The 23341-nt window shown below is 71.7% G+C and carries 17 protein-coding genes and 1 pseudogene; 13 read left to right on the forward strand and 5 right to left on the reverse strand.

What is annotated here, in order from left to right; all coding sequences use genetic code 11:
- The 9 genes and pseudogenes from BM236_RS19145 to pntB all read left to right on the forward strand — a co-directional run.
- A pseudogene (locus BM236_RS19145) lies at positions 1-400 on the forward strand (hypothetical protein); the annotation flags it as partial.
- Entirely contained in the window at positions 397-1152 is a 756-nt protein-coding gene (locus BM236_RS18045; protein WP_091126612.1) for an ABC transporter ATP-binding protein, read from the forward strand. The pseudogene BM236_RS19145 and the gene BM236_RS18045, both read left to right, overlap by 4 nt.
- Before the next feature lie 8 nt (positions 1153-1160).
- Positions 1161-4499, forward strand: coding sequence for a serine hydrolase (locus BM236_RS18050; protein WP_245750418.1), 3339 nt, complete (start codon positions 1161-1163; stop codon positions 4497-4499).
- On the forward strand, positions 4496-5707 hold the full coding sequence (locus BM236_RS18055; RefSeq protein ID WP_091126615.1) for a M20/M25/M40 family metallo-hydrolase: 1212 nt from the start codon (positions 4496-4498) through the stop codon (positions 5705-5707). The genes BM236_RS18050 and BM236_RS18055 overlap by 4 nt, the downstream gene beginning before the upstream one ends.
- Positions 5694-6506 carry a hypothetical protein gene (locus tag BM236_RS18060; RefSeq protein ID WP_091126617.1) on the forward strand — a complete coding sequence of 271 codons (813 nt, stop codon included), beginning with the start codon at positions 5694-5696 and terminating at the stop codon, positions 6504-6506. Before BM236_RS18055 ends, BM236_RS18060 begins: the two co-directional genes overlap by 14 nt.
- On the forward strand, positions 6503-7627 hold the full coding sequence (gene menC, locus BM236_RS18065; RefSeq protein ID WP_245750419.1) for an o-succinylbenzoate synthase: 1125 nt from the start codon (positions 6503-6505) through the stop codon (positions 7625-7627). The genes BM236_RS18060 and menC overlap by 4 nt, the downstream gene beginning before the upstream one ends.
- A 175-nt stretch (positions 7628-7802) precedes the next feature.
- Positions 7803-9449: a PucR family transcriptional regulator gene (locus BM236_RS18070; RefSeq protein ID WP_245750420.1), complete on the forward strand. Its 1647-nt coding sequence runs from the start codon at positions 7803-7805 to the stop codon at positions 9447-9449.
- A gap of 142 nt (positions 9450-9591) precedes the next feature.
- Entirely contained in the window at positions 9592-11124 is a 1533-nt protein-coding gene (locus BM236_RS18075; protein ID WP_091126620.1) for a Re/Si-specific NAD(P)(+) transhydrogenase subunit alpha, read from the forward strand.
- A gap of 6 nt (positions 11125-11130) precedes the next feature.
- The gene (pntB, locus tag BM236_RS18080) at positions 11131-12564 is read left to right on the forward strand and encodes a Re/Si-specific NAD(P)(+) transhydrogenase subunit beta (RefSeq protein WP_091126621.1); all 1434 of its coding nucleotides are present in this window, start codon (positions 11131-11133) and stop codon (positions 12562-12564) included.
- A 55-nt stretch (positions 12565-12619) separates the two neighbouring features.
- Here the strand turns inward: pntB and BM236_RS18085 are convergent, their stop codons facing one another.
- Both BM236_RS18085 and BM236_RS18090 read right to left on the reverse strand, forming a co-directional pair.
- Positions 12620-13372: a hypothetical protein gene (locus BM236_RS18085; protein ID WP_091126623.1), complete on the reverse strand. Its 753-nt coding sequence runs from the start codon at positions 13370-13372 to the stop codon at positions 12620-12622.
- Positions 13373-13470: 98 nt separating this feature from the next.
- Positions 13471-13941, reverse strand: coding sequence for a pyridoxamine 5'-phosphate oxidase family protein (locus BM236_RS18090; protein WP_217645407.1), 471 nt, complete (start codon positions 13939-13941; stop codon positions 13471-13473).
- 98 nt (positions 13942-14039) lie between these two features.
- On the opposite strand from BM236_RS18090, the gene ilvA reads away from it, so the two are divergent.
- Positions 14040-15296 (forward strand): threonine ammonia-lyase IlvA, encoded by a 1257-nt coding sequence (gene ilvA / locus BM236_RS18095; protein ID WP_091126625.1) that lies wholly within the window; start codon positions 14040-14042, stop codon positions 15294-15296.
- Positions 15297-15350: 54 nt separating this feature from the next.
- On the opposite strand, the gene BM236_RS18100 is transcribed toward ilvA, so the two are convergent.
- The 3 genes from BM236_RS18100 to ppgK are packed head-to-tail and all read right to left on the reverse strand — an operon-like array spanning position 15351 to position 19109.
- Positions 15351-17687, reverse strand: coding sequence for an MMPL family transporter (locus tag BM236_RS18100; RefSeq protein ID WP_091126626.1), 2337 nt, complete (start codon positions 17685-17687; stop codon positions 15351-15353).
- A 12-nt stretch (positions 17688-17699) separates the two neighbouring features.
- Positions 17700-18293 carry a TetR/AcrR family transcriptional regulator gene (locus tag BM236_RS18105; protein WP_091126628.1) on the reverse strand — a complete coding sequence of 198 codons (594 nt, stop codon included), beginning with the start codon at positions 18291-18293 and terminating at the stop codon, positions 17700-17702.
- A gap of 51 nt (positions 18294-18344) precedes the next feature.
- Positions 18345-19109, reverse strand: a complete 765-nt coding sequence (gene ppgK / locus BM236_RS18110) for a polyphosphate--glucose phosphotransferase (protein WP_091126629.1) — start codon at positions 19107-19109, stop codon at positions 18345-18347.
- A 50-nt stretch (positions 19110-19159) separates the two neighbouring features.
- Between ppgK and BM236_RS18115 the strand changes: the two genes are divergently transcribed.
- The 3 genes from BM236_RS18115 to BM236_RS18125 all read left to right on the forward strand — a co-directional run bounded on the left by BM236_RS18115 (position 19160) and on the right by BM236_RS18125 (position 23244).
- Positions 19160-19924: a maleylpyruvate isomerase family mycothiol-dependent enzyme gene (locus BM236_RS18115; RefSeq protein ID WP_245750421.1), complete on the forward strand. Its 765-nt coding sequence runs from the start codon at positions 19160-19162 to the stop codon at positions 19922-19924.
- Between the two features lie 57 nt (positions 19925-19981).
- Positions 19982-21214, forward strand: a complete 1233-nt coding sequence (locus BM236_RS18120; protein WP_091126630.1) for a M15 family metallopeptidase — start codon at positions 19982-19984, stop codon at positions 21212-21214.
- An 80-nt stretch (positions 21215-21294) separates the two neighbouring features.
- Entirely contained in the window at positions 21295-23244 is a 1950-nt protein-coding gene (locus BM236_RS18125) for a M13 family metallopeptidase (protein WP_091126637.1), read from the forward strand.
- The last annotated feature ends 97 nt before the right edge of the window (positions 23245-23341 follow it).

Consider the following 23341-nt stretch of genomic DNA (forward strand, 5'->3'; position numbering starts at 1 on the left):
CTTCGCCGCCCGCTGCCCGATCGCCAACGACCGCTGCCGCACCGAGGAGCCCGTCCTCCGGGACGACGGCACCGGCCACCGGGTCGCCTGCTGGCACACCGCCGAGGAGGTCGAGCTGCTCAGCATCGGGACCGCCGGTGGTCTCGATACGCCCTCGCCCAGGGGCTCGGGCTACTCGACCACCGACGACGGTTCCGGCTACTCGACCACCGGCGATGGTTCGGGCTACTCGACCACCGGCGATGGTTCCGGCTACTCGACCACCGGCGATGGTTCGGGCTACTCGACCACCGGCGATGGTTCGGGCTACTCGACCACCGGCGATGGTTCCGCTGGTCGAGTAGCGAGCGCCAGCGAGCGTATCGAGACCAAGGCGCCGGGCGAGGAGGTCGCGCGATGAGCACGCTCGAGTTCGACCGCGTGACCGTCCGCTACGGCGCCAGCACGGTGCTCGACGACGTCTCGCTGACCGTCCCGGACGGGCAGATCGTCGGCCTCGTCGGCGAGTCCGGCTCCGGCAAGTCGACGCTCGCGAAGGCCGCGGTCGGGCTGGCCCCGGTGCACGGCGGCCGGATTCTGCTCGACGGAGAGCCGCTGCGACCGGGCGGACGCCGGCGACGGGGTGCGCTCCGCATCAACATGGTGTTCCAGGACCCGTTCTCGTCGCTGGACCCCCGGATGACGATCGGCGAGAGCATCGCCGAGGCGCTCCGGCCGGCGACCGGCGAGCGACTCAGCCGCCGGGACCGCCAGGCTGAGATCGCTCGGCTCCTCGAGCTCGTCCACCTCGACCCCGACCGCTCCGGACTGCTGCCCGGCCAGCTCTCCGGCGGCCAGCGGCAGCGGGTGGCGCTGGCCCGCGCGCTGGCCGGCCGCCCGAGCGTGGTCATCGCCGACGAGATCACCTCCGCGCTCGACGTCTCGGTCCAGGGCGCCGTCCTCAACCTCGTCCGCGAGATGCAGCGCGAGCTCGGCCTCTCGATGCTCTTCATCTCCCACAACCTCGCGGTCGTCCGCTACGTCGCGACGCAGGTCGCCGTCATGTCCGGCGGCCGGATCGTGGAGCGGGGGCCGACCGCCGACGTCCTCGAGCGGCCGAGGCACGACTACACCCGCGAGCTGCTCGCGGCGATCCCCGGGGCACGCCGATGACCCGGCCGATGCGCATCGACGACCTCGCCGATCTCGTCGTGCCCTCCCAGCCGACGCTCTCGCCGGACGCGACCGCCGTCGCCTACGTCGTCCGCCGCCACGACCTCGACGCCGACGCCGCGGTCACGTCGCTGTGGCTGGCCGCGGACGGCGAGCCGCCGCGCCCCCTGACCCACGGCACCGCGGACGACGCCCCGGCGTGGAGCCCGGACGGCGCCACGATCGCGTTCACCCGCGACGGCCAGCTGTGGACGCTGCCCGTGTCCGGGGGCGAGCCGATCGGGCTCACCGGCCTCCCGCTCGGTGCCGGCGTACCGGTGTGGAGCCCCGACTCGACGCGGATCGCGTTCGCCGCGCCCGTCGACGGCGACGCGGCCGAGGGCGAGGACGACGAGGCCAGGGCGCGGCGCGCGCACGCCCCGATCGTCACCGACGGCGTCGGCTACCAGGCCGACGGCCTCGGCTACGTCCGGGGCATGCGCCTCCAGCTGCACGTCGTCGACGTCGCCACGGGCGCCGTCCGACGGGTCACCACGCTCGACCAGCACGTGCAGAGCCCCGCCTGGTCGCCGGACGGCACCTCGCTCACCGTCACGGCGAAGAGGGCCGGCGACTCCGACCTCGACATGCGCAGCGCGGTCCATGTCGTCCCGGCGGGTGGCGGCGAGCCCCGGGTCGTCGCCTTCTCCGAGGGGTACGCCGCCACGGTGTCGTTCACCCCCGACGGATCGCGGCTGCTCGTCGTCGGCTGGGCGGGCGAGATGCGCGGGCACGCCCGGCTCTGGATCGTCGACCCGGAGACCGGCGACGCCCGCGAGCTGGCCGCCGAGCTCGACCGCAACGTCATGCCGGGCGCTCCGGCCTACCCCGGCACCGTCCCGGCGGTGGTCGGCGACGAGGCCCTCTTCGCCGTCCGCGACCGTGGCTGCACCCACCTCCACGCCGTGCCGCTCGCCGGCGGGCCGGGCCGGCTCGTGCTCGGCGGCGACGGCGACGTCGTCAGCGGACTGTCCGTCGCCGGTCCCATCGCTGCCGTCGCGCTCGGCACCCCCGACTCCTTCGGCGAGGTCGTCCTCGTCGACCTCACCACCGGAGCGACGACCGTCCGGACCGACCACGGTGCCTCGCTCGCCCACGTCGAGCTCGCGCCCCGGGTGAGCCGCGACTTCACCATCTCCGACGGCACCGTGGTGCAGGGCTGGGTCATGCGGTCGCCCGACGCGCAGGGCGCCACGCCGCTGCTGCTCGACATCCACGGCGGGCCGCACAACGCGTGGAACGCCGCCGCCGACGAGATGCACCTCTACCACCAGGAGCTCGTCGCCCAGGGCTGGACCGTGCTGGTCCTCAACGCCCGCGGCAGCGACGGCTACGGCGAGGCGTTCTACGACGCGCTGCACGGCGGTTGGGGGATCAACGACGCCCAGGACTTCCTCGAGCCGGTCGACCGGCTCGTCGAGGAGGGGCTCGTCGACGCGGACCGGCTGGCCGTCACCGGCTACAGCTACGGCGGCTACATGACCTGCTACCTCACCGCCACCGACCAGCGGTTCGCCGCCGCGGTGCCGGGCGGGGTCGTCTCGGACCTGACCAGCATCAGCGGCACCAGCGACGATGCGCACTTCCTCGCCGCGCTCGAGATCGGCGGCCTGCCGTGGCGTGACCGCGAGCTGCTGGCCGCCATGTCGCCGTACTCGCACGTCCACGATGTCACCACGCCGACGCTGGTGCTCCACGGCGCCGACGACGTGCGCTGCCCCGTCGGGCAGGCGCAGCAGTGGCACTACGCGCTGAGGGAGCGCGGCGTGCCGACGCGGATGGTGCTCTACCCGGGCGCCAGCCACATCTTCATCCTCGCCGGGCGGCCCTCGCACCGGATCGACTACTACCGCCGGGTCGCCGACTGGGTGAACCAGTACGCCGGCAGCAAGGAGCGCAGCATGAGCACGACCGCTGAGAAGAAGATCGACACCGCCCACTGGGAGAGCCGCTTCGCCGAGCTCGTCGAGAAGCACGGGATCCCCGGCGCCCAGCTGGGCATCCTCGTCCTGGGCGAGGACGGGGCCGAGGACCAGCTCTTCACGACGGCGACGGGCGTGCTGCACGCCGGGACCGGCCAGCCGGCCACGCCGGACTCCGTCTTCCAGATCGGGTCGGTCTCGAAGGTATGGACCGCCACGGTCGTCATGCAGCTGGTCGACGAGGGCAAGTTCTCCCTCGACACCCCGGTGGTCGAGATCCTGCCCGAGCTCTCGCTGCGCGACCCGGAGGTCAACCAGGAGGTCACCGTCTGGAACCTGCTCACCCACACGAGCGGCATCGACGGCGACGTCTTCACCGACACCGGCCGCGGCGACGACGCGCTCGAGAAGTACGTCGCCGAGCTCGGCCACGCCGCGCAGAACCACCCGCTCGGTGCCACCTGGTCCTACTGCAACTCCGGGTTCTCGCTCCTCGGCCGGATCATCGAGGTCGTCACCGGCCAGACCTGGGACCAGGCGCTGAAGGAGCGGCTGTTCACGCCGCTCGGCCTGACCCACACCACGACGCTGCCGGAGGAGGCGATGGTCTTCGCGCACGCGATGGGCCACCTCCAGGGCGGCGACGACCCCCAGATCGCGCCCGTCTGGGGCCTGCCGCGCTCGGTCGGACCGGCCGGCCTGATCACGTCGCGTGCCGAGGACGTCCTCGCGTTCGCCCGGATGCACCTGACCGGCGGCGTGGCCAAGGACGGCACCCGCGTCCTCTCGGAGGCCAGCGTCGACGCGATGGCGCAGTACCAGACCGAGTGCCCGGAGAAGATCCTGCTCGGCGACTCGTGGGGCCTGGGCTGGTTCCGCTGCGACTGGAACGGTCACCGCGCGATCGGCCACGACGGCAACACCATCGGCCAGGCGGCCTTCCTGCGCCTGCTGCCGGAGGCCGGCATCGCGGTCTCGGTCAACACCAACCTCGGCAGCGCGATCCCGCTCTACCAGGAGCTCTACGAGGAGATCTTCGCCGCGCTCGTCGACGTCCACCTGCCCGCGCCGTTCGAGATCCCGAGCGAGCCGGTCGAGGTCGACCCGACGCCGTACCTCGGCACCTACGCCCGCGAGTCGGTGCTCGAGGAGGTCTACGTCGAGGACGGGAAGACCTGGCTGCGCACGACGGTCTCCGGGCCCGTCGCCGAGGCGTCCGGCGAAGGCGACCCCGAGGTGCACGAGCTGATCCCGGTCGGCGAGGCGCTCTTCGCGGTCAAGCCCGACAAGAGCGCCGCCTACTACCCGGTCCGCTTCTACTCCTTGCCGACCGGCGAGGAGTACATCCACTTCGGCGCGCGCGCCACTCCGAAGAAGACTGCATGAGCACCGCGTCGTCGCTGCGGCCGGTCCCGGCGCTCGACCTGCTCCTGGCCGACCTCCGGGAGCTTGTCGAGTGCGAGTCGCCGTCGAGCGACCTGGCCGCGGTGGAGCGGTCGGCCGACCTCGTCGCGCGGCTCGGCGGCGAGCGGCTCCGCGTCGCGCCGGAGCGGATCGTCGTCGACGGCGTGCACCACCTGCGCTGGACCTTCGGCGCCGACCGGACCGACGGCCGGGTGCTGGTCCTCGCCCACCACGACACGGTGTGGCCGATCGGCACGCTCGCGCGGCAGCCGTTCGACGTCACCGGTGGCGTGCTGCGCGGCCCGGGTTGCTTCGACATGCTGGCCGGGCTGGTCATGGCGATGCATGCCATCGCGATGCTGGATGACGGGCTGGATGACGGGCTGGATGACCGGCTGGGTGACGGGCTGGGTGACGGGCTGGGTGACGGGGGCCGGGACGGCGTGACCCTGCTGGTGACCGGCGACGAGGAGCTCGGCTCCGCGAGCTCGCGCGCGCTCATCGAGGCGGAGGCGCTCCGCTCCTCGGCGGTGCTGGTCCTGGAGGCCTCCGCCGACGGTGGCGCGCTGAAGACCGGCCGCAAGGGGACGTCGCTCTACGAGGTCGACGTCGCCGGCCGGGCTGCCCATGCCGGGCTGGAGCCCGAGAAGGGCATCAACGCCACCCTCGAGCTGGCCCACCAGGTACAGCTCGTCGCGGCGCTGTGCGACAAGGACCTCGGCACGACCGTCACGCCGACCGTCGCGACCGCCGGGCACACCGTCAACACAGTGCCCTCCTGGGGACGGTTCGCGGTCGACGTACGCGCGTGGTCGATGGCGGAGCTGGAGCGCGTCGACACCGCGCTGCACGCGCTGGCGCCGGTCCTGCCGGGTGCCGAGGTGCGCGTGCACGGTGGCATCAACCGCCCGCCCCTGGAGGAGTCCTCCTCCCTGCCGCTCTTCGAGCGGGCGCAGGCGGTCGCGGCGCGGCTCGGGCTGCCGCTGCTCACCCGGGCCTCGGTGGGCGGGGCCTCCGACGGCAACTTCACCGCGGGGGTCGGCACGCCCACCCTCGACGGGCTCGGCGCGGTCGGCGGTGGGGCACACGCCGAGGACGAGCACCTGCTCGTCGACCGGCTCGTGGACCGTACCGTCCTCGTGCACGGGCTGCTGCGCGATCTTCTGGGGGGAAGCGATGACCGGACCTGAGGCGAGCACCGCTTGGTCGGCGTTCGAGTCCGCCGCGACCGCGTCCCGCGTCGTCGTGCGTGAGCTGGGCGACCTGGGCGAGCTGCGCGAGGCGGCCGCCGTCCTCGGCCGGATCTGGGGCGTGCCGGAGAACCCGCCGATGAGCGCCGAGCTGCTCCGTGCGCTCGGCAAGGCGGAGAGCTACGTGGCCGCCGCGTTCGACGGTGCCGGAGGGGACGCCGCCATGGTCGGCGTCTGCGTCGGCTTCCACTCCACGCCCGCCGCCCGGGCGATGCACAGCCACATCGCCGGGGTGACGACCGCGATGGCCGGGCGCCACGTGGGATTCGCGCTCAAGCTGCACCAGCGCGCCTGGTGCCTGGACCGCGGCATCGAGCTGATGGAGTGGACCTACGACCCGCTGGTCGCCCGCAACGCCTACTTCAACCTCGCCAAGCTCGGCGCGCACGTGGCGGAGTACCTCCCCGACTTCTACGGCACCATGGACGACGGCATCAACCGCGACGACGAGACCGACCGGATCCTCGTCCACTGGGACCTCGCCTCGGCATCGGTCGTCGCCGCCAGCGCGGGTAGGACGGTCCGGCCGGTCGTCCCGTCGGGGGCCGCCGCGTCCTGGGTCCAGGTGCCGCGCGACATCGAGGCGCTGCGCCTCACCGACCCCGAGCAGGCCCGCGGCTGGCGGACGAAGGTCCGCGACCAGCTGCTGTCCGCCCTCGCCGCCGGCGGCAGCGTCGCCGGCTTCGACAAGGAGCAGGGCTACCTCGTCCTGCCGCACGAAGGAGACGTCTCACCGTGAACGTGAAGATCGACGGCGTGGAGCTGCGTCGCATCGCGATGCCGCTGGTCTCGCCGTTCCGGACGTCGTTCGGGACCCAGACCGCCCGCGACATCCTGCTGCTGCGCGCCGTGACCGCCGACGGCGAGGGCTGGGGCGAGTGCGTCGCGATGTCCGACCCGCTCTACTCCTCCGAGTACGTCGACGCCACCGCCGACGTGCTGCGCCGCTTCCTCCTGCCCGCGCTGTCGGAGTCCTCCGACGAGCTGCTGCGGCACGGGGCGCACGCCGTGAACGCCGTGCTGCACAAGTTCAAGGGCCACCGGATGGCCAAGGCCGCCCTCGAGATGGCCGTCCTCGACGCCGAGCTGCGCGCGGCCGGCCGGTCGTGGGCCCGCGAGCTCGGTGCGGTCCACGCGCGTGTCCCGTCCGGTGTCTCGGTGGGGATCTACGACAGCATCCCGCACCTGCTCGACGTGGTCGGCGGCTACCTCGAGGCCGGCTACGTCCGCATCAAGCTGAAGATCGAGCCGGGCTGGGACGTCGAGCCGGTCCGCGCCGTCCGCGAGCGCTTCGGCGACGACCTGCTCTTGCAGGTCGACGCGAACACGGCGTACACGCTGCGCGACGCCCGCCACCTCTCCCGCCTCGATGCCTTCGACCTGCTGCTCATCGAGCAGCCGCTCGAGGAGGAGGACGTCCTCGGCCACGCGGAGCTCGCGCGGCAGATCAAGACCCCCGTCTGCCTCGACGAGTCGATCGTCTCGGCCCAGACCGCGGCGGCCGCCATCTCCCTCGGCGCCTGCTCGATCATCAACATCAAGCCGGGTCGCGTCGGCGGCTACCTCGAGGCGGTCCGCATCCACGACCTCGCCGCTGCGCACGGGCTCGCCGTCTGGTGCGGTGGGATGGTCGAGACCGGCCTCGGCCGGGCGGCCAACGCGGCCCTCGGCGCGCTGCCGGGCTTCACGCTCCCGGGCGACATCTCGGCGTCGGACCGCTTCTACAAGACCGACATCACCGCCCCGCTGACGATCACCGACGGCTACATGGAGGTCCCCACCGGCCCGGGCCTCGGCGTCACCCCGATCCCCGAGATCCTCGACTCCGTCACCACCAGCACCGAGTGGATCTCCCTCTGATCTCTCGCCGAGGAGTCAATCCCTCAGCACCGAGGGGTCATTACGTGAGCACTGAGGAGTCACCGGCGTCGGCGGATCGACTCCTCGGAATGCAGGGATCGACTCCTCGGCACTCAGGGAATGACCCCTCGGTGCTGAGGGATCGACCCCTCGGGAGAGACCTATCCTGAGCCCCGTGAGCCAACGCCCCCGCGCCAGCCTCGGCCGGGTCCTCGACGACCTGGGTGATTCGCTGCTGGAGCTGGTGGCCGGCGACCCCGCGCACGAGGGCGACATCGGCGGCATCGTCATCCACGACCCCGACGACGAGCCGGTGCAGCCCCCGTCGGCGCTGGTCCTGGGCGTCGGCGTCCGGGGGAGCGACCTGCCGGCCCTCGTGCGCGACGTCGGGCAGCGCGGCGCGGTGGGGCTGATCGTGAGGGCTCCGGTCGCGCTCACCGACGAGCTCGGCGACGCGGTCAAGGAGTCCGGCCTCGCCCTCCTCGGTCTGCGCCGGGGCGCGACCTGGGCCCAGCTGACCGCGCTGCTCCGCTCGCTGCTCGCCGAGGGCGATCTCGGGCCGACCGAGTCGGAGTCGATCGGCGGCCTGCCGTCGGGCGACCTGTTCGCCGTCGCCAATGCGGTCGGGGCGCTGCTCGACGCGCCGGTGACCATCGAGGACCGCAGCTCGCGCGTCCTCGCGTTCTCAGGTCGCCAGGACGAGGTCGACCCGTCGCGCGTCGAGACGATCATCGGGCGGCAGGTGCCGGAGAAGTACGCCAAGATGCTCACCGACCTCGGTGTCTTCCGCGAGCTCTACCGGGAGCACCGCCCGGTCGTCGTCAACCCGGCCGACCTCGGTGCCGACTCGATCAGCATGCAGCGCGTGGCCATCGCGGTCCGCGCCGGCGACGAGGTGCTCGGCTCGATCTGGGCGGCGATGGAGGGCGAGATCACCCCCGAGCGGACGGCCGCGCTCCAGGACGCGTCCAAGCTCGTCGCGCTGCACATGCTCCGCGTCCGCGCGGGCGCCGACGTCCAGCGGCGGTTGCGCACCGACCTGGTCAGCACGGCCCTCGAGGGCGGCGCCGGAGCGCGCGACGCCCTGAGCCGGCTCGGGCTCGCCGGCAAGCAGGTCGTCGTACTCGCCCTCGGGCTGCCCGCCCACGGGCCCGGCCTCTCCGACGACGCCGAGCGGGCCGCCGGCGACACCAGCCACCTCGAGCGCCTCGCCGACGCCCTCAGCGTCCACCTCTCCGCCTCGGTCCCGACGTCGGCGGTCGCCGTCGTCGGCGGCATCGCCTACGCCCTGCTCCCCGTCGCTGTCGGTGGGCACGGCAGCGACTTCGAGGAGCGCGCCGCCCGGCTGGCGGAGGAGTTCTGCGAGCGGCTCGGCACCCGGCTGCCCGCGGTGGTCGGCGTCGGCTGCGTCGCCGTCGACGTCAGCGGCATCACCGAGTCACGGGCGACCGCTACACGGGTCCTGCGGGTGCTGCGCGACGGCCACGCCACCCGCCCGGTCGCGCGGCTGCCCGACGTGCACACCCAGTCGCTGCTGCTCGAGCTGCGTGACCTGGCCGCTGCACGCGGGGAGCGGCCGGTCGGCCCGATCGCCCGTCTCCTCGAGTACGACGACCGCAACGACTCCGGCCTGGCCGAGACCCTCGAGGCCTGGCTCGACGCGCTCGGCGACGTCCGGGCGGCGGCGGCCGCGCTGTTCATCCACCCCAACACGCTGCGTTACCGGCTGCGGCGGCTGCAGGAGGTCAGCGGCCTCGACCTGGACGACCCCGAGCAGCGGTTCGCGGCGATGCTGCAGCTGCGGATCCTGGCGCCGCGCTGACCAGCGGGCCTGTGAGACCGGTCTCTTTGGATCGATCTCATGGCCGCTCAACAGGTGGGCACTCTTCCGAGGAGCCGGCATCGCTGGCAGGGTGCCTTGCACCTGCCCCGGCAGGAACGCCTCGGACGAAGGAGACTGGTTGATGCGCATCGGAGTGCCCCGCGAGAGTCGCCCCGGCGAGACCCGCGTCGCGGCCACGCCGGCGACGGTGAAGCAGCTGATCGGTCTGGGGTACGACGTCGTCGTCGAGCGCGGCGCCGGCGAGCTCTCGAGCTTCGCCGACGAGGCGTACGCCGACGCGGGAGCCACCATCGGATCGCTCTCCGACGTGTGGGGCTGCGAGGTGGTCCTCCGGGTGAACGCCCCGTCGGAGGACGAGCTCGGGCTGCTGCGCGAAGGCCTGATCCACGTCAGCCTGCTCGCCCCGGCGCTCAACGAGGAGCTGGTCGACGAGCTGACCAAGCGTGGCGTGACCGCCCTGGCGATGGACGCGGTGCCGCGCATCAGCCGCGCCCAGTCGCTCGACGTGCTCTCCAGCATGGCCAACATCGCGGGCTACCGCGCGGTGATCGAGGCGGCCCACGAGTTCGGCCGCTTCTTCACGGGTCAGGTGACCGCGGCCGGCAAGGTGCCGCCCGCGAAGGTCCTCGTCGCGGGTGCCGGCGTCGCGGGCCTGGCCGCCATCGGCGCCGCGTCGTCGCTGGGCGCGGTCGTCCGCGCGACCGACCCGCGGCCCGAGGTCGCCGACCAGGTCAGGTCGCTGGGCGGGGACTACCTCGCCGTCGAGGTCGAGGAGCAGATGGTGTCGTCGGACGGGTACGCGAAGGCGACCTCCGAGGCCTACGACCGGCGCGCCGCCGAGATCTACAGCGAGCAGGCCGCCGATGTCGACATCATCATCACCACGGCACTCATCCCCGGCCGTCCGGCCCCGAAGCTCATCACCGCCGCGGACGTCGCCAGCATGAAGTCGGGCAGCGTCGTCGTCGACATGGCCGCCGCGCAGGGCGGCAACGTCGAGGGCAGCGTCGCCGACCAGAAGGTCGTCACCGACAACGGCGTCACGATCATCGGCTACACCGACCTGGCCGGACGGCTGCCCACCCAGGCCAGCCAGCTCTACGGCACCAACCTGGTCAACCTGATGAAGCTGCTCACGCCGGCCAAGGACGGCACCGTCGTGCTCGACCACGACGACGTCGTGCAGCGCGGCATCACCGTCACCCGCGAGGGCGAGAAGCTCTGGCCGCCACCACCCGTCCAGGTCTCGGCGGCCCCTGCGGCCGCACCGGCCGAGAGGGCCCCTGAGAAGGAGCCGAAGAAGCCCGTCTCGCCGATCACGAGGCTCGCCCTCGCCGTACTCGGCCTGGCCGTCCTCTTCCTCGTCAACGCCACCGCGCCCGACCCGATCCCGCAGCACTTCACCGTGCTGATGCTCGCGGTGGTCGTCGGCTACTACGTGATCGGCAAGGTGCACCACGCGCTGCACACGCCGCTCATGAGCGTCACCAACGCGATCTCCGGGATCATCGTGGTCGGCGCCTTCCTGCAGCTGGCCACCGACGACACCGCCATCCGGGTGCTGGCCTTCATCGCCGTGCTCCTCGCCTCCATCAACGTCTTCGGCGGCTTCGCCGTGACCCGACGCATGCTCGGCATGTTCCGAAAGGGCTGATGTGCGATGACCGCCTCCTCGATCGCCGGCGCCGCCTACCTCGTCGCCGCCCTGCTCTTCATCCTGTCCCTCGCCGGCCTGTCGCGGCACGAGACCGCGCGCCGCGGCGTCTGGTTCGGCATCGGCGGCATGGCGATCGCGCTGGTCGCCACGCTGGGCCTCGTCATCGACGTCGCCACCTCCGACGAGTACGTCGACAACGGTGGCACGACGAGCATCGTGCTGCTCCTCGTCGCCGTCGTGATCGGCGCCGCGATCGGGCTGTGGCGCGCCCGCATCGTCGAGATGACCGGCATGCCCGAGCTGATCGCGCTGCTGCACTCGTTCGTCGGACTGGCCGCGGTGCTGGTCGGCTGGAACGGCTTCCTCGAGGTCGAGCACCGTGGGTTCGTCGAGGGCAGCCTCGTGCGGATCCACCACGCCGAGGTCATCGTCGGCATCTTCATCGGAGCGGTGACCTTCACCGGCTCGATCATCGCCTTCCTCAAGCTGTCCGCGCGGATCAGGTCGAGCCCGCTGGTGCTGCCCGGCAAGAACCTGCTGAACGTCGGGGCGCTGGTCGTCTTCGCGGCGCTGACCGCGTGGTTCGTGAGCGACCCGCAGCTGTGGCTGCTCGTCGTGGTCACGGTCCTCGCGCTGGCGCTCGGCCTGCACCTGGTGGCGAGCATCGGCGGCGGCGACATGCCGGTCGTGGTCTCGATGCTCAACAGCTACTCCGGCTGGGCGGCGGCGGCCTCCGGTTTCCTGCTGAACAACGACCTGCTGATCGTCACCGGAGCCCTCGTCGGGTCGAGCGGTGCCTATCTGTCCTACATCATGTGCCAGGCGATGAACCGCTCCTTCATCTCGGTCATCGCGGGCGGCTTCGGCATCGAGGCGTCCGGAACCGCGGAGATCGAGGGCGAGCACCGCGAGATCGACGCCGACGGCGTCGCGGACCTGCTCACGTCCGCGTCGTCGGTGGTGATCACGCCCGGCTACGGCATGGCGGTGGCCCAGGCGCAGTACCCCGTGGCCGACCTGACGCGCCGGCTCCGTGAGCGCGGGGTCGACGTAAGGTTCGGGATCCATCCGGTCGCAGGCCGTCTGCCCGGGCACATGAACGTCTTGCTCGCCGAGGCGAAGGTGCCCTACGACATCGTCCTGGAGATGGACGAGATCAACGACGACCTCGCCTCGACCGACGTGGTGCTCGTGATCGGCGCCAACGACACCGTCAACCCGTCGGCCGCCGAGGACCCGGGCAGCCCGATCGCAGGCATGCCCGTGCTGCGGGTGTGGGAGGCGAAGAACGTCGTGGTGTTCAAGCGCTCGATGGCGGCCGGATACGCCGGCGTGCAGAACCCGCTGTTCTTCCGGGAGAACACCCAGATGCTGTTCGGTGACGCCAAGCAGCGGGTCGAGGACATCCTCGCCGCGCTCGCGAGGGTGCCTGCCTGAGGACGGTTGAGTCCCTCGACCACCCCTGGGTGGTCGAGGGACTCAAGGGTCGCTGTCAGCAGGACCAGTACGAGCGGCGGACGGTCGCCTTCTTGCCGTTCTTGAGCTTCACGACCACGGAGAGCGTCGCGCCGGCCGGGAGGCGCTTGACCACGACACGCTTGCGCGGCTTGAACGTCCTGATCTGCTTGACCTTCTTGCCGTTGGCCCTGACCACCGCCTTCGCGGCGCTCCTCTTCGCCTTGCGGGAGAACTTCAGGACGGCGGAGTGCGTCTGGCACGACATCGCCGCCGGAAGCGTCACGAACTTCGCGCCCCGCCCGCTGGCTGCGCTGCGCGCCGAGCCCTTGACGGGCTCCGGCTGGACGACGGTCAGCGACCAGTCGAGGGGAGGCACGCCCGCGACCTTGACCGTGATGTTGTCGCCGGCAGCGAAGGTGATCCCATCGACGTCGATGACGCCTGCGGAGGCCTCCTGAGCGTTGTCGGGCGTGTAGTCGGCGCCCACGCAGACGCCGTTGCGGTAGACGTAGAGCACGGCGAACACCATCGAGGTCGACCCGACGTGCAGGACGAACGAGCGAGTGCCGGCGATCTGGGCCGGGAGGGTCACCTGATCGACGTAAGCCGGCGCCGTCGCGCCACCGGCGAAGGAGCAGGCCTGGGTGGTGTCGTCCGGCTGGGTGATGACCGCCTGAGGGTCCGACGTGGTGAGGGACCCCGTGAAGGTCTGGTCGGCGTGAGCCGGCGCGGCAGCGAAAGTCGCGGCGGCAAGAGCCGTGGCGACGACGAGTGAGATGCGTCTCATGCCGCGCACGGTAGGGCCAGCTGGCGTTGGGCCCATCCGGAGTTACCGACTTGTGTGCGTCGGTTAACCGAGGCGTCCGGTGCGCGCCCCCGGGGAGGCTAGGGCTTCAGCGTCCCGTGGTCGGTGTCGTAGGTGTCGCCGGTCAGCTTCGTCTTGGCGAGGCTGATCACCGAGGCGATCGTGCCGCCCGGCGTGTCCCAGTACTCCGCCTCGTTGACGTCGACCCGGAGCACGACGGCGTTCGGGTCCTCGGGGCCGCCGGGCAGCCACGCCTCGGCGAAGCTGTTCCACAGCTCCTCGAGCTTGGCCCGGTCGTCGACCACCTCGGCGCGACCCGTCATCGCCACCCAGGAGTCGCGGGAGGAGAAGGTCAATGAGACCTTCGGCTCGCGGACCACGTCGTCGACGTGCCGGGTGTTCCGCGCGGTGATGAACCACAGCTCGGCGCTCGGCTCGACCTGCTGCCGCGCCATCGGCACGCTGCGTGGTCCGTCCGGGCCGAACGTCGTCATCATGCCGATCGGCAGGTCCTTCATCAGCTCCACGAACTTCGCCCGCTCGTCAGTCACTGCTCTCTCCCTCGCTCGATGTCCGCCTGCCGCTGGTACCCACCGACCCCCGGCCGCATCGGCCCGCCCCGTGCGGCACACTCGTGCAGGTGAGCGTCATGCCCGAGAAGATCGCCGACGCAGCTGCCCGCACCATCGCGCGGCGCACCCCGCTGGAGCGGTCCGAGCGGCTCTCCGAGCGGTACGCCGCCGAGGTGCTGCTCAAGCGGGAGGACCTCCAGCTCGGCCGGTCCTACAAGGTCCGCGGCGCCTATCACCTGATGAGCTCGCTCAGCCCCGAGGAGCTCGGCAGAGGCGTCGTCTGCGCGAGCGCGGGCAACCACGCCCAGGGCGTCGCGATCAGCGCCGCGCGGCTCGGGGCGCAGGCCCACATCGTCGTGCCGACGAACACGCCCCGTCAGAAGCGCGAGCGCATCCTCGCGCTGGGCGGTGACCACGTGACGCTGGAGCTGACCGGCCGGACCTACGACGAGGCGTCGGCCGCAGCGCACGCCCACGCCGACGGCTCCGGGGCGACCTACGTGCACCCCTTCGACGATCCGCGCACGATCGCCGGCCAGGGCACCGTCGGCTTCGAGCTGACCGAACAGGTCGCGCGGGCCGAGCCGGCCGGCTCCCCGCTCGACCTGCTCGTCGTCCCCGTCGGCGGTGGCGGGCTGCTCGCGGGCGTGGCGACCTGGGTGCGGCACACCTGGCCGGCCACCCGGATCGTCGGCGCCGAGCCGGTGGGGGCCGCATCAATGAGCGCGGCGATCGCCGACGGCGGACCGGTCCGCCTCGACGACCTCGACACCTTCGTCGACGGAGCCTCGGTCGGCCTGGCCGGCGGGGCGACGTACCCCGTCATCCGTGACCTCGTGGACGAGGTGATCGCCGTCGAGGTCGGCGCGATCTGCACCGAGATGCTCGAGCTCTACCAGGTCGACGGCATCATCGCCGAGCCCGCCGGCGCGCTGGCCACCGCCGCCCTCGCCCAGCTCGCGGCCGCCGGGCAGGTCTCCGCCGGCGACCGCATCGGCGCGATCGTGTCCGGCGGCAACAACGACGTCTCGCGCTACGCCGAGGTCCTCGAGCGGGCGCTCGTCCACCAGGGACTGCGGCACTACTTCCTGGTCAGCTTCCCCCAGGAGCCGGGCGCGCTGCGCGGGTTCCTGGACCACGTGCTCGCCGAGGGCGAGGACATCGTCGTCTTCGACTACATCAAGAAGTCTAACCGCGAGACCGGACCGGCGCTGATCGGCATCGACCTGGACTCCGCGGCCGGCATCGACGGTCTGCTCGAGCGGATGGCCGCCACCAGCCTGGTGATCGAGAAGATCCCCTACGACAGCCCGCTCTTCACCTTCCTGCACTGAGATGCCCGACGGGACGCCATCCCTGAGGGATGACGCCCCGCCGGACGGGTCGCGTCAGACGCCCACGAGCTCCTCGTCGTCGTCGCGGTACTGCTCGCGCAGGTGCGCCCGCTCGAGGCTCTCGCCCTCGATGTCGACCTTGGGCAGGATCCGGTCGAGCCACTTCGGGAGGTACCACGCCTTCTCGCCCATGAGGTACATCAGCGCCGGGATGAGCACCATCCGCACCACGAACGCGTCGAAGAGGACGGCGGACGCGAGGGCGAACCCCATCGACTTGATGATCGGCTCGTCCATGAAGATGAAGCCGGAGAAGACCGCGGTCATGATCAGCGCGGCTGCCGTCACGACGCGGGCGCTGTTGCGGAACCCGTCGACGACGGCCTCGCGGTACGACGCCCCGTGGACGTGCGCCTCACGGATCCGGGTCACCAGGAAGACCTGGTAGTCCATGGCGAGGCCGAACACCACGCCGATGAGGAAGATCGGGATGAAGCTGACGATCGGCTGACCCGGGAACCACCCGAAGGCGCCCTCCTGGAAGATCGCGACGGTGGCGCCGAGCGTCGCCATGACCGACAGCAGGAACCCGAGCGTCGCGGTCAGCGGCACCAGCAGCGACCGGAACACCATGACGAGCAGCAGGAACGCCAGCCCGATCACGATGCCGAGGTAGATCGGGAGCGCGTCGGCGAGCTTCTTCGACACGTCGCTCTGGATCGCGGTCAAGCCGGTGATGCCGACCGTGGCGCCGGTCTGTGCCTCGATCACGGGGGAGCCGTGGCGTAGGGAGCTGAGCAGTTGCTCGGTCCTCTCGTCCTCCGCGCCGGAGGACGGCTGCACCATGATCATCGCGCCGTTCTCGTTGCTCCCCGCGAGCAGGGCGTTGGCCACGTCGTCCTGCTGGGCGGCCCAGGCGGTCACCTGCTGGTACGCCGCCTGCCGCTGCTCCGCAGAGTCGATCCCGCGCCCGTCGACCACCACCAGCATCGGGGCGAGCCGGCCCGGGCCGAACGCCTCCGTGATCAGGTCGGCGGCCTTGCGCTGGGTGGTGTCCTTCGCCGCGGTGCTGTCGGTCGGCAGCGCCAGGTGCAGGTCCTTCACCGGGATGGCCAGTGCGCCGAGGCCGACCACGACCAGCAGCACCCACGCGAGCGGTGCCTTGCCGACGAGGCGCGCCCAGCGTGCCCCGTTGTTGACGACGCGGCCGTTGGCCTGGCGCCGCGGCACGTAGCGGCGGAAGGTGCCGCCGAACGCCTTCGTCTTGAGCATGCCGAGCACGGCGGGGATCAGGGTCAGGGCGACCAGCACAGCGACGACGACGGTCGCCGCGGCGCCGATGCCCATCGCGGTGAGGAACGAGATGCCGACGACGCTGAGCGCGACCAGGGCGATGATCACCGTCAGGCCCGCGAAGACGACCGCGGAGCCGGCGGTGCCGACCGCGATGCCCATGGCCTCGGCGCGGTCATCGGTGTGCTCGAGCTCGCTGCGGTAGCGGGCCAGGATGAACAGCGCGTAGTCGATGCCGACGGCAAGTCCGAGCATGCTCGCGAGTGCAGTCGTGCTGGACGGCACGTCGATGACGGCCGTCATCGCGGTGATGCCGGAGATTCCGAGGCCGACGCCGATGCCGGCCGTGAGGATCGGCATCCCGGCCGCGACCAGCGAGCCGAAGGTCATGGCGAGGATCAGCAGCGCGACAGCGATGCCGATGAGCTCTGAGCTCCCGCCGCCCTGCTCCATCGACTGCATCGCCTGGCCGGAGACCTCGACGGTGAGACCGGCGTCCCGGGCGGTCTCCAGGAGCGCGGTGACCCCGTCCTGCATCCCGGGGGTGACGTCGGTGACCTCCGGCACGTCGAAGGTGAAGTCGATGGTGCCGATGCGGCCGTCCTCGGACAGCGGTGTGGCCGCGGCGACCTGGGTCTGGGCCTGGGTGACGGCAGCGTCGCGGTCGAACGGCTGACCGGCGGCCTCGGCAGCGGCTTGGGCCTTGTCGATCCCGGCGGTCACCTGCGCCTGCATCCCTGCGGCGGCCTGCGCCGGGCCGACGACGGTGTCCGGCACGTCCGCGAGGCCACCCAGGCCGGTAACCAGGCCGGTCACGGCGCCGGCGTACGACTTCTCGGCGAGGGTGTGGCCCTCCGGTGCGGCGACCACGATCGTCGCGCTGGGCGCGTCGACGGCGGCGGAGTCAGGGAAGAGCTCCTGCTGGAGCTCGGCCGCCTCGACCGAGGCGACGCCGGGGATGCTGAAGCTGTCGGACATCGGCTTGGACAGCGCACCGGCGACGGTACCGACGCCGATCAGTGCGACCAGCCAGGCCGCGAGGAAGATCGGCCAGCGCCGGTAGGCGGTCTTGCCGAGTCGGTAGAGCAGGGTGGCCACGGTGGCGGCTCCTCAGTTGTCGGATCGGCCGAGCAGGCGCTGCACGGTCTCGAAGGTCTGGTTGAAGTGGTGGGTGAGCCCGCTCTCCGGGTCCTCGACGAAGTCGGCGAGGGCCTGGTCGAAGAGCGAGAGGATCAGCCGAGCGAGGATGCCGGCCTCACGGGCGCCCAGGCCCGCGTCGGCGCGCGTGCCGATCAGCTCGGTGAAGTGAGCGGTCGCCCGCTCGAACCGGCCGTGCGCGGCATGGAAGATGCGCGGGTCGGCCACCAGCAGCCGGCGGAACCGGGCGACCGCCTCGGCGTCGGTCTCGTTGGCCTCCAAGAACCCGGTGATGAGCAGCCGGAGATCACCGATCAGCTCGCCGGTCGGGCCACCGGCCGTGAAGGCGGCGAACAACGCAGGATCGGGCTCCTTGTCCTCGCCGAGCACCGCGTCGAGCTTGCCGGGGTAGTAGTTGAAGAGCGTGCGACGCGAGACGCCGGCGGCCTCGGCGAGCTGATCCATGGTGAAGCCGTCGAGACCGTGCTCGTCGGCGAGGCGCTGCGCGCACAGGGCGATGGCGTGCGCGGTCAGCTCGCGCTTCGACGGGTTTGCACTATTCGCCACATAGTGCAGTTTGCACTATGGCCGGTACGAGTGCAAATCGCTGGGGAGTGCTCAATGGCCTCCGGATGAGTCGGACTCGGCCGCGTAGAGCGCGGCGCCGACGACGCCGGCCTTGTTGAGCAGCGTGGCGGGCCTGATCTCCGTCGAGATGTCGATGTGGTGGCCGAACTCCGCCCAATCCTTCGAGACGCCGCCGCCGATGAGGAAGAGGTCGGGCGAGAAGAGCTTCTCCAGGGTCCGGTAGTACTTCGTCAGCCGCCGGCCCCAGTGCTCCCACGACAGCTCCTCGCGCTCGCGGGCGCTGTTGGCGGCGCGCGACTCCGCATCGTGCCCGTCGATCTCGAGGTGGCCGAGCTCGGTGTTGGGGACCAGCACGCCGTCGTTGATGAGGGCCGAGCCGATGCCCGTGCCGAGGGTCGTCACGATCACGACACCGCGCTGACCGGCAGCCGCGCCGTAGCGCACCTCCGCGAGCCCGGCGGCGTCAGCGTCGTTGACGACGTGCACGTCGCGACCGGTCGCCTCGGTGAGCAGCTTGTCCGCGTCGGTGCCGATCCAGGAGTGGTCGATGTTGGCGGCGGAGAGCACCACGCCGTGGCGTACGACGCCCGGCACGGTCACTCCGATCGGCTCGTCGCTCTCCGGGAACTGCGCGAGGAGCTCCACGAACACCTTCGCGACGTCCTGCGGCATCGCCTTCTCCGGTGTCTTGATCCGGACCCGTTCGGCGGCGAACCCACCGGCGACCAGGTCGACCGGTGCCCCCTTGATCCCCGTGCCGCCGAAGTCGATCCCGAACGCCCGCGTTCTCGTCATCCCTCCAAAATAGGCGGCGGCGAGCGGCTCCGCACTGAGACGCTGACCCCGTGTCCACCCAGTTGACCGCCGCCCGGCACCTCGACGGGCTCCGCGAGGCCATGCTCGCCTTCGTCCGGTACGCCGACCGGGCCGGCCTGGCCGCGCCGGTCCCGACCTGTCCGGACTGGTCGGTCCGCGGCGTGGTCGCCCACCAGGGCATGGTTCACCGCTGGGCGGCCGCCAGCCTGCGCGGGGAGCGCGCCGACGCCGATGCGCTCGAGCGCGAGGGGCTGACCGCGTCGGATCCGCTGGAGTGGCTGGCCGACGGCGCCATCGACCTGGTGACCTCGTGGACGAGGGCGCCGGCCGACGTGCGGACGGTCGTCTTCCTCAACGACGCGCCGGCGGCGAAGGAGTTCTGGGCGCGCCGGCAGTGCCATGAGACGACGATCCACGCCGTGGACGCGCTGGCGGCGTCGCTGGGTCGCGCTCCGCGCGCGGAGGAGGTCTGGCTTCGTGACGACTGGGGGCGCGAGCTGGCGGCCGACGGCATCGACGAGCTCCTCTGCGGATTCCTCACCCGCAACAAGTCACGGCTGCGCACCGACACGCCCGCCGTCCTCGTCGTCGCGCCGGACGACCGCGACGAGTGGTGGGAGGTCCGGCTCTCCCACGAGCCCGCGGTCAGCAGCCGGCGTACGGGCCCTGTCGCCGAGGGCGACTGGACGCTCACCGGGCCGGCCGTCGAGCTCTACCTCCGGCTCTGGAACCGCGGCGCCGACCGGGTCGAGGTCGCGAACTGGGCGACCTCGAGCCGGGTGACGTGGGCATGACGGGCTGACGGACCCTGTGGTCGCACCCTCTAGGGTGGACGGCCGGGGAGGTCAGGCATGGGTAGGCGTCACGGGGTGCGGCTCGCGGCCGCTCTCGCTGCGGTGCTCGCGCTCGCCGCCTGCCAGAGCACCGACGCGAGCTCGACGGGCGACCCGTCCGCAAGCCCGTCGTCGTCCACGCGATCCACGGCCGGTACGCCGACCGCCTCGACCTCTCCGACACCGACCGTGGCCGACCCGGCCCACGCCGTCCCGCCCCCGGGCCCACGGTCCGGCCCGCTCGTGCCGGCCGACATCCTCGTCGTCGCCCAGGACACCATCCCCGACGACGTGGTCGAGCGGATCCGGCACACCCAGGGCGTCACGGGCGTCGCCCAGATCGCGATCGCGAACCCGTCGGTCGAGGACCGGTTGCTCAAGGTGGTCGCCGTCGACCCGTCGACCTACCGCAACTTCACCCAGGTCCAGTCCGCCGACAACCAGGAGCTGTGGGACCGGGTCGCCGGCGGCGAGGTGGCCGTCGACCCCTCCCTCCAGAGCGTGCTGGCCCCCGACGCCAACGGCGCGATCAAGCTCGGCGCCGACGCCGACGCCCCGAGCGTGCACCTGGGCGCCTGGGCCCCGCAGATCACCGGCGCCGTCGACGCGGTCGTCAACGAGAAGTGGGGCAAGGCGCTCGGGATGAAGCTCGGCAACGCCCTCCTCGTCACCACGACGGCGACGGCGCCGGACCGCGTCGCGACGCCGATCCAGCAGATCGTCGGCAAGGGCGTGTCCGTCCAGCGGCTCGACATCGCCGCCCGGCTGGGCGTCGACCCCCAGGCGGTGCAGGTCCCGAACCCGGTCGGCGCCATCGCCCAGGCGGTCGGCAACTACACCTACCGGGTCGTGGGCGGCCAGGTCATCCCGTCGGCGGAGTGGGTCCGCACGCACATCGTCACCGAGACGGTGCCGATCCTCGGCCGGGTCACCTGCAACAAGGCGCTCATGCCGCAGCTCGAGGCCGCGCTCGCCGACGTCGTCAAGCAGGGCCTGGCCGACAAGATCCACCCCGGCGAGTACGCCGGCTGCTACTACCCCCGCTACATCGCCGGCACCCACTCCCTCTCCAACCACGCCTTCGGGCTGGCGCTCGACATCAACGTGCCCGGCAACCAGCGCGGCACGGCCGGCCAGATGGACCGCAGCGTGGTCGCGATCTTCGAGCACTGGGGCTTCACCTGGGGCGGTCGCTGGCACTACACCGACCCGATGCACTTCGAGATGAACGAAATAGTCCACCCCGGCTGACGCCTTTCGCCGGTCGAGCCCGGACGCGCAGCGGCCGGTGTCGAGACCTCTCCCTGCGGAGCGCTGTCTAGAGTGTGGCCGTGAGCACTCTCGACGACGCACGTCCCGGATTCGACGAATCCATCCGGCCCCAGGACGACCTCTTCGGCCACGTCAACGGCACCTGGCTCGACACCGCGGAGATCCCCGCCGACCGGTCCAGCTGGGGACCGTTCGTGCAGCTCGCCGACATCGCGGAGGAGCAGGTCCACGCGATCATCGAGGAGCTCGCGGCCGGCGAGGCGCCGCAGGGCTCGGAGGCACAGAAGATCGGCGACCTCTTCGCGGCCTTCATGGACACCGACGCGATCGAGGCGGCCGGCCTGTCCGGCGTACGCCCGATGCTGGACGCGGTGGACGGCGTCACCGACGTGCGTGACCTGGCCGCCTTCCTCGGTGAGCTCGAGCGGTTCGGCGGGCGCGGCCTCTTCGGCTCCTACGTCGACTCCGACGACCGCAACTCCGACCGCTACGTCGTCAACCTGCTCCAGGGCGGCATCGGCCTGCCCGACGAGTCCTACTACCGCGACGAGAAGTTCGCCGAGATCCGGGAGAAGTACGTCGCCTACCTGGAGCGGCTGCTCGCGCTCGCCGACGTGCCGGACGCCGCCGACAGGGCCGCGAAGGTGCTCGCGATCGACACCGCGCTGGCTGCCGGTCACTGGGAGCGGTCGGAGACGCGCGACGTCCAGAAGACCTACAACCTCAAGACCTACGACGAGATCGTCGCGCTGACGCCCTCCTTCGACTGGGACGCCTACGTCAAGAACGTCGCGGCCGGCCGGACCACCGCCGCCGACCTCCTCTTCGAGGCCACGGTCCGCCAGCCGTCGTACTTCGAGCACCTCGAGACCGTGCTCACCAGCACCCCCGTCGAGGACTGGCGCGCCTGGCTGACCTCGCACGTGCTGCGGATGTCGGCGCCCTACCTCACCGACGACCTCGTCGAGACCAACTTCGACTTCTACGGCCGCACCCTCAACGGCACCCCGGAGCTGCGCGCGCGCTGGAAGCGTGGCGTCGCGCTGGTCGAGGGCGCGCTGGGCGAGGCGGTCGGGCGCGAGTACGTCGCCCGGCACTTCCCGCCCTCGTCGAAGGCGCAGATGGACGACCTGGTCACCAACCTGCTCGCCGCCTACCGCGTCTCGATCGCCAAGCTCGACTGGATGACCGCTGACACCAAGCAGCGGGCCTTCGAGAAGCTCGAGACGTTCCGGCCGAAGATCGCCTACCCGGACACGTTCCGCGACTACTCCGGCCTCACGATCGTGCCCGGCGACCTGCTCCGCAACGTCTTCGCGAGCTCGGCCTTCGAGACCGACCGGCAGCTGGCCAAGATCGGCTCGCCGGTCGACCGCGACGAGTGGTTCATGCTCCCGCAGACCGTCAACGCCTACTACAACCCGGGCACCAACGAGATCTGCTTCCCCGCCGGGATCCTGCAGAAGCCGTTCTTCAACGCCGACGGCGAGCTGGCCGAGAACTACGGCGGCATCGGCGCCGTCATCGGCCACGAGATCGGCCACGGCTTCGACGACCAGGGTGCGCAGTTCGACGGGCTCGGCAACCTCAACGACTGGTGGACCGCGGCCGACAAGTCGGCCTTCGAGGAGCGCACCAAGGCGCTCATCGAGCAGTACGACGCCTTCGAGCCGCGCAACCTGCCCGGCGAGCACGTCAACGGCGCGCTCACCGTCGGCGAGAACGTCGGCGACCTCGGCGGCCTGACGATCGCCCACACCGCGTTCCTCATCGCCGACCCCGACGCCGGGGTCGAGGAGCGCCGCGCGCTCTTCTCCAACTGGGCCTACTGCTGGCGCACCAAGCGCCGCAAGGAGCAGGAGCAGCAGTACCTCACCATCGACCCCCACAGCCCGCCGGAGTTCCGCGCCAACATCGTGCGCAACCTCGACGAGTTCCACGAGGTGTTCGCCACCGAGCCGGGCGACGGGCTCTGGCTGGACCCGTCGGAGCGTGTGCGTATCTGGTGATTCCGGTCCCGCCGGTTCCGTTGGTCGAGTAGCGAGCGCCGGCGAGCGTGTCGGGGCCGCCGGTGGGCGCGCGTCGCAAGTTCCGTTGGTCGAGTAG

It is taken from the genome of Nocardioides terrae (genome assembly GCF_900112345.1).
Classification (GTDB): Bacteria; Actinomycetota; Actinomycetes; order Propionibacteriales; family Nocardioidaceae; genus Nocardioides; species Nocardioides terrae.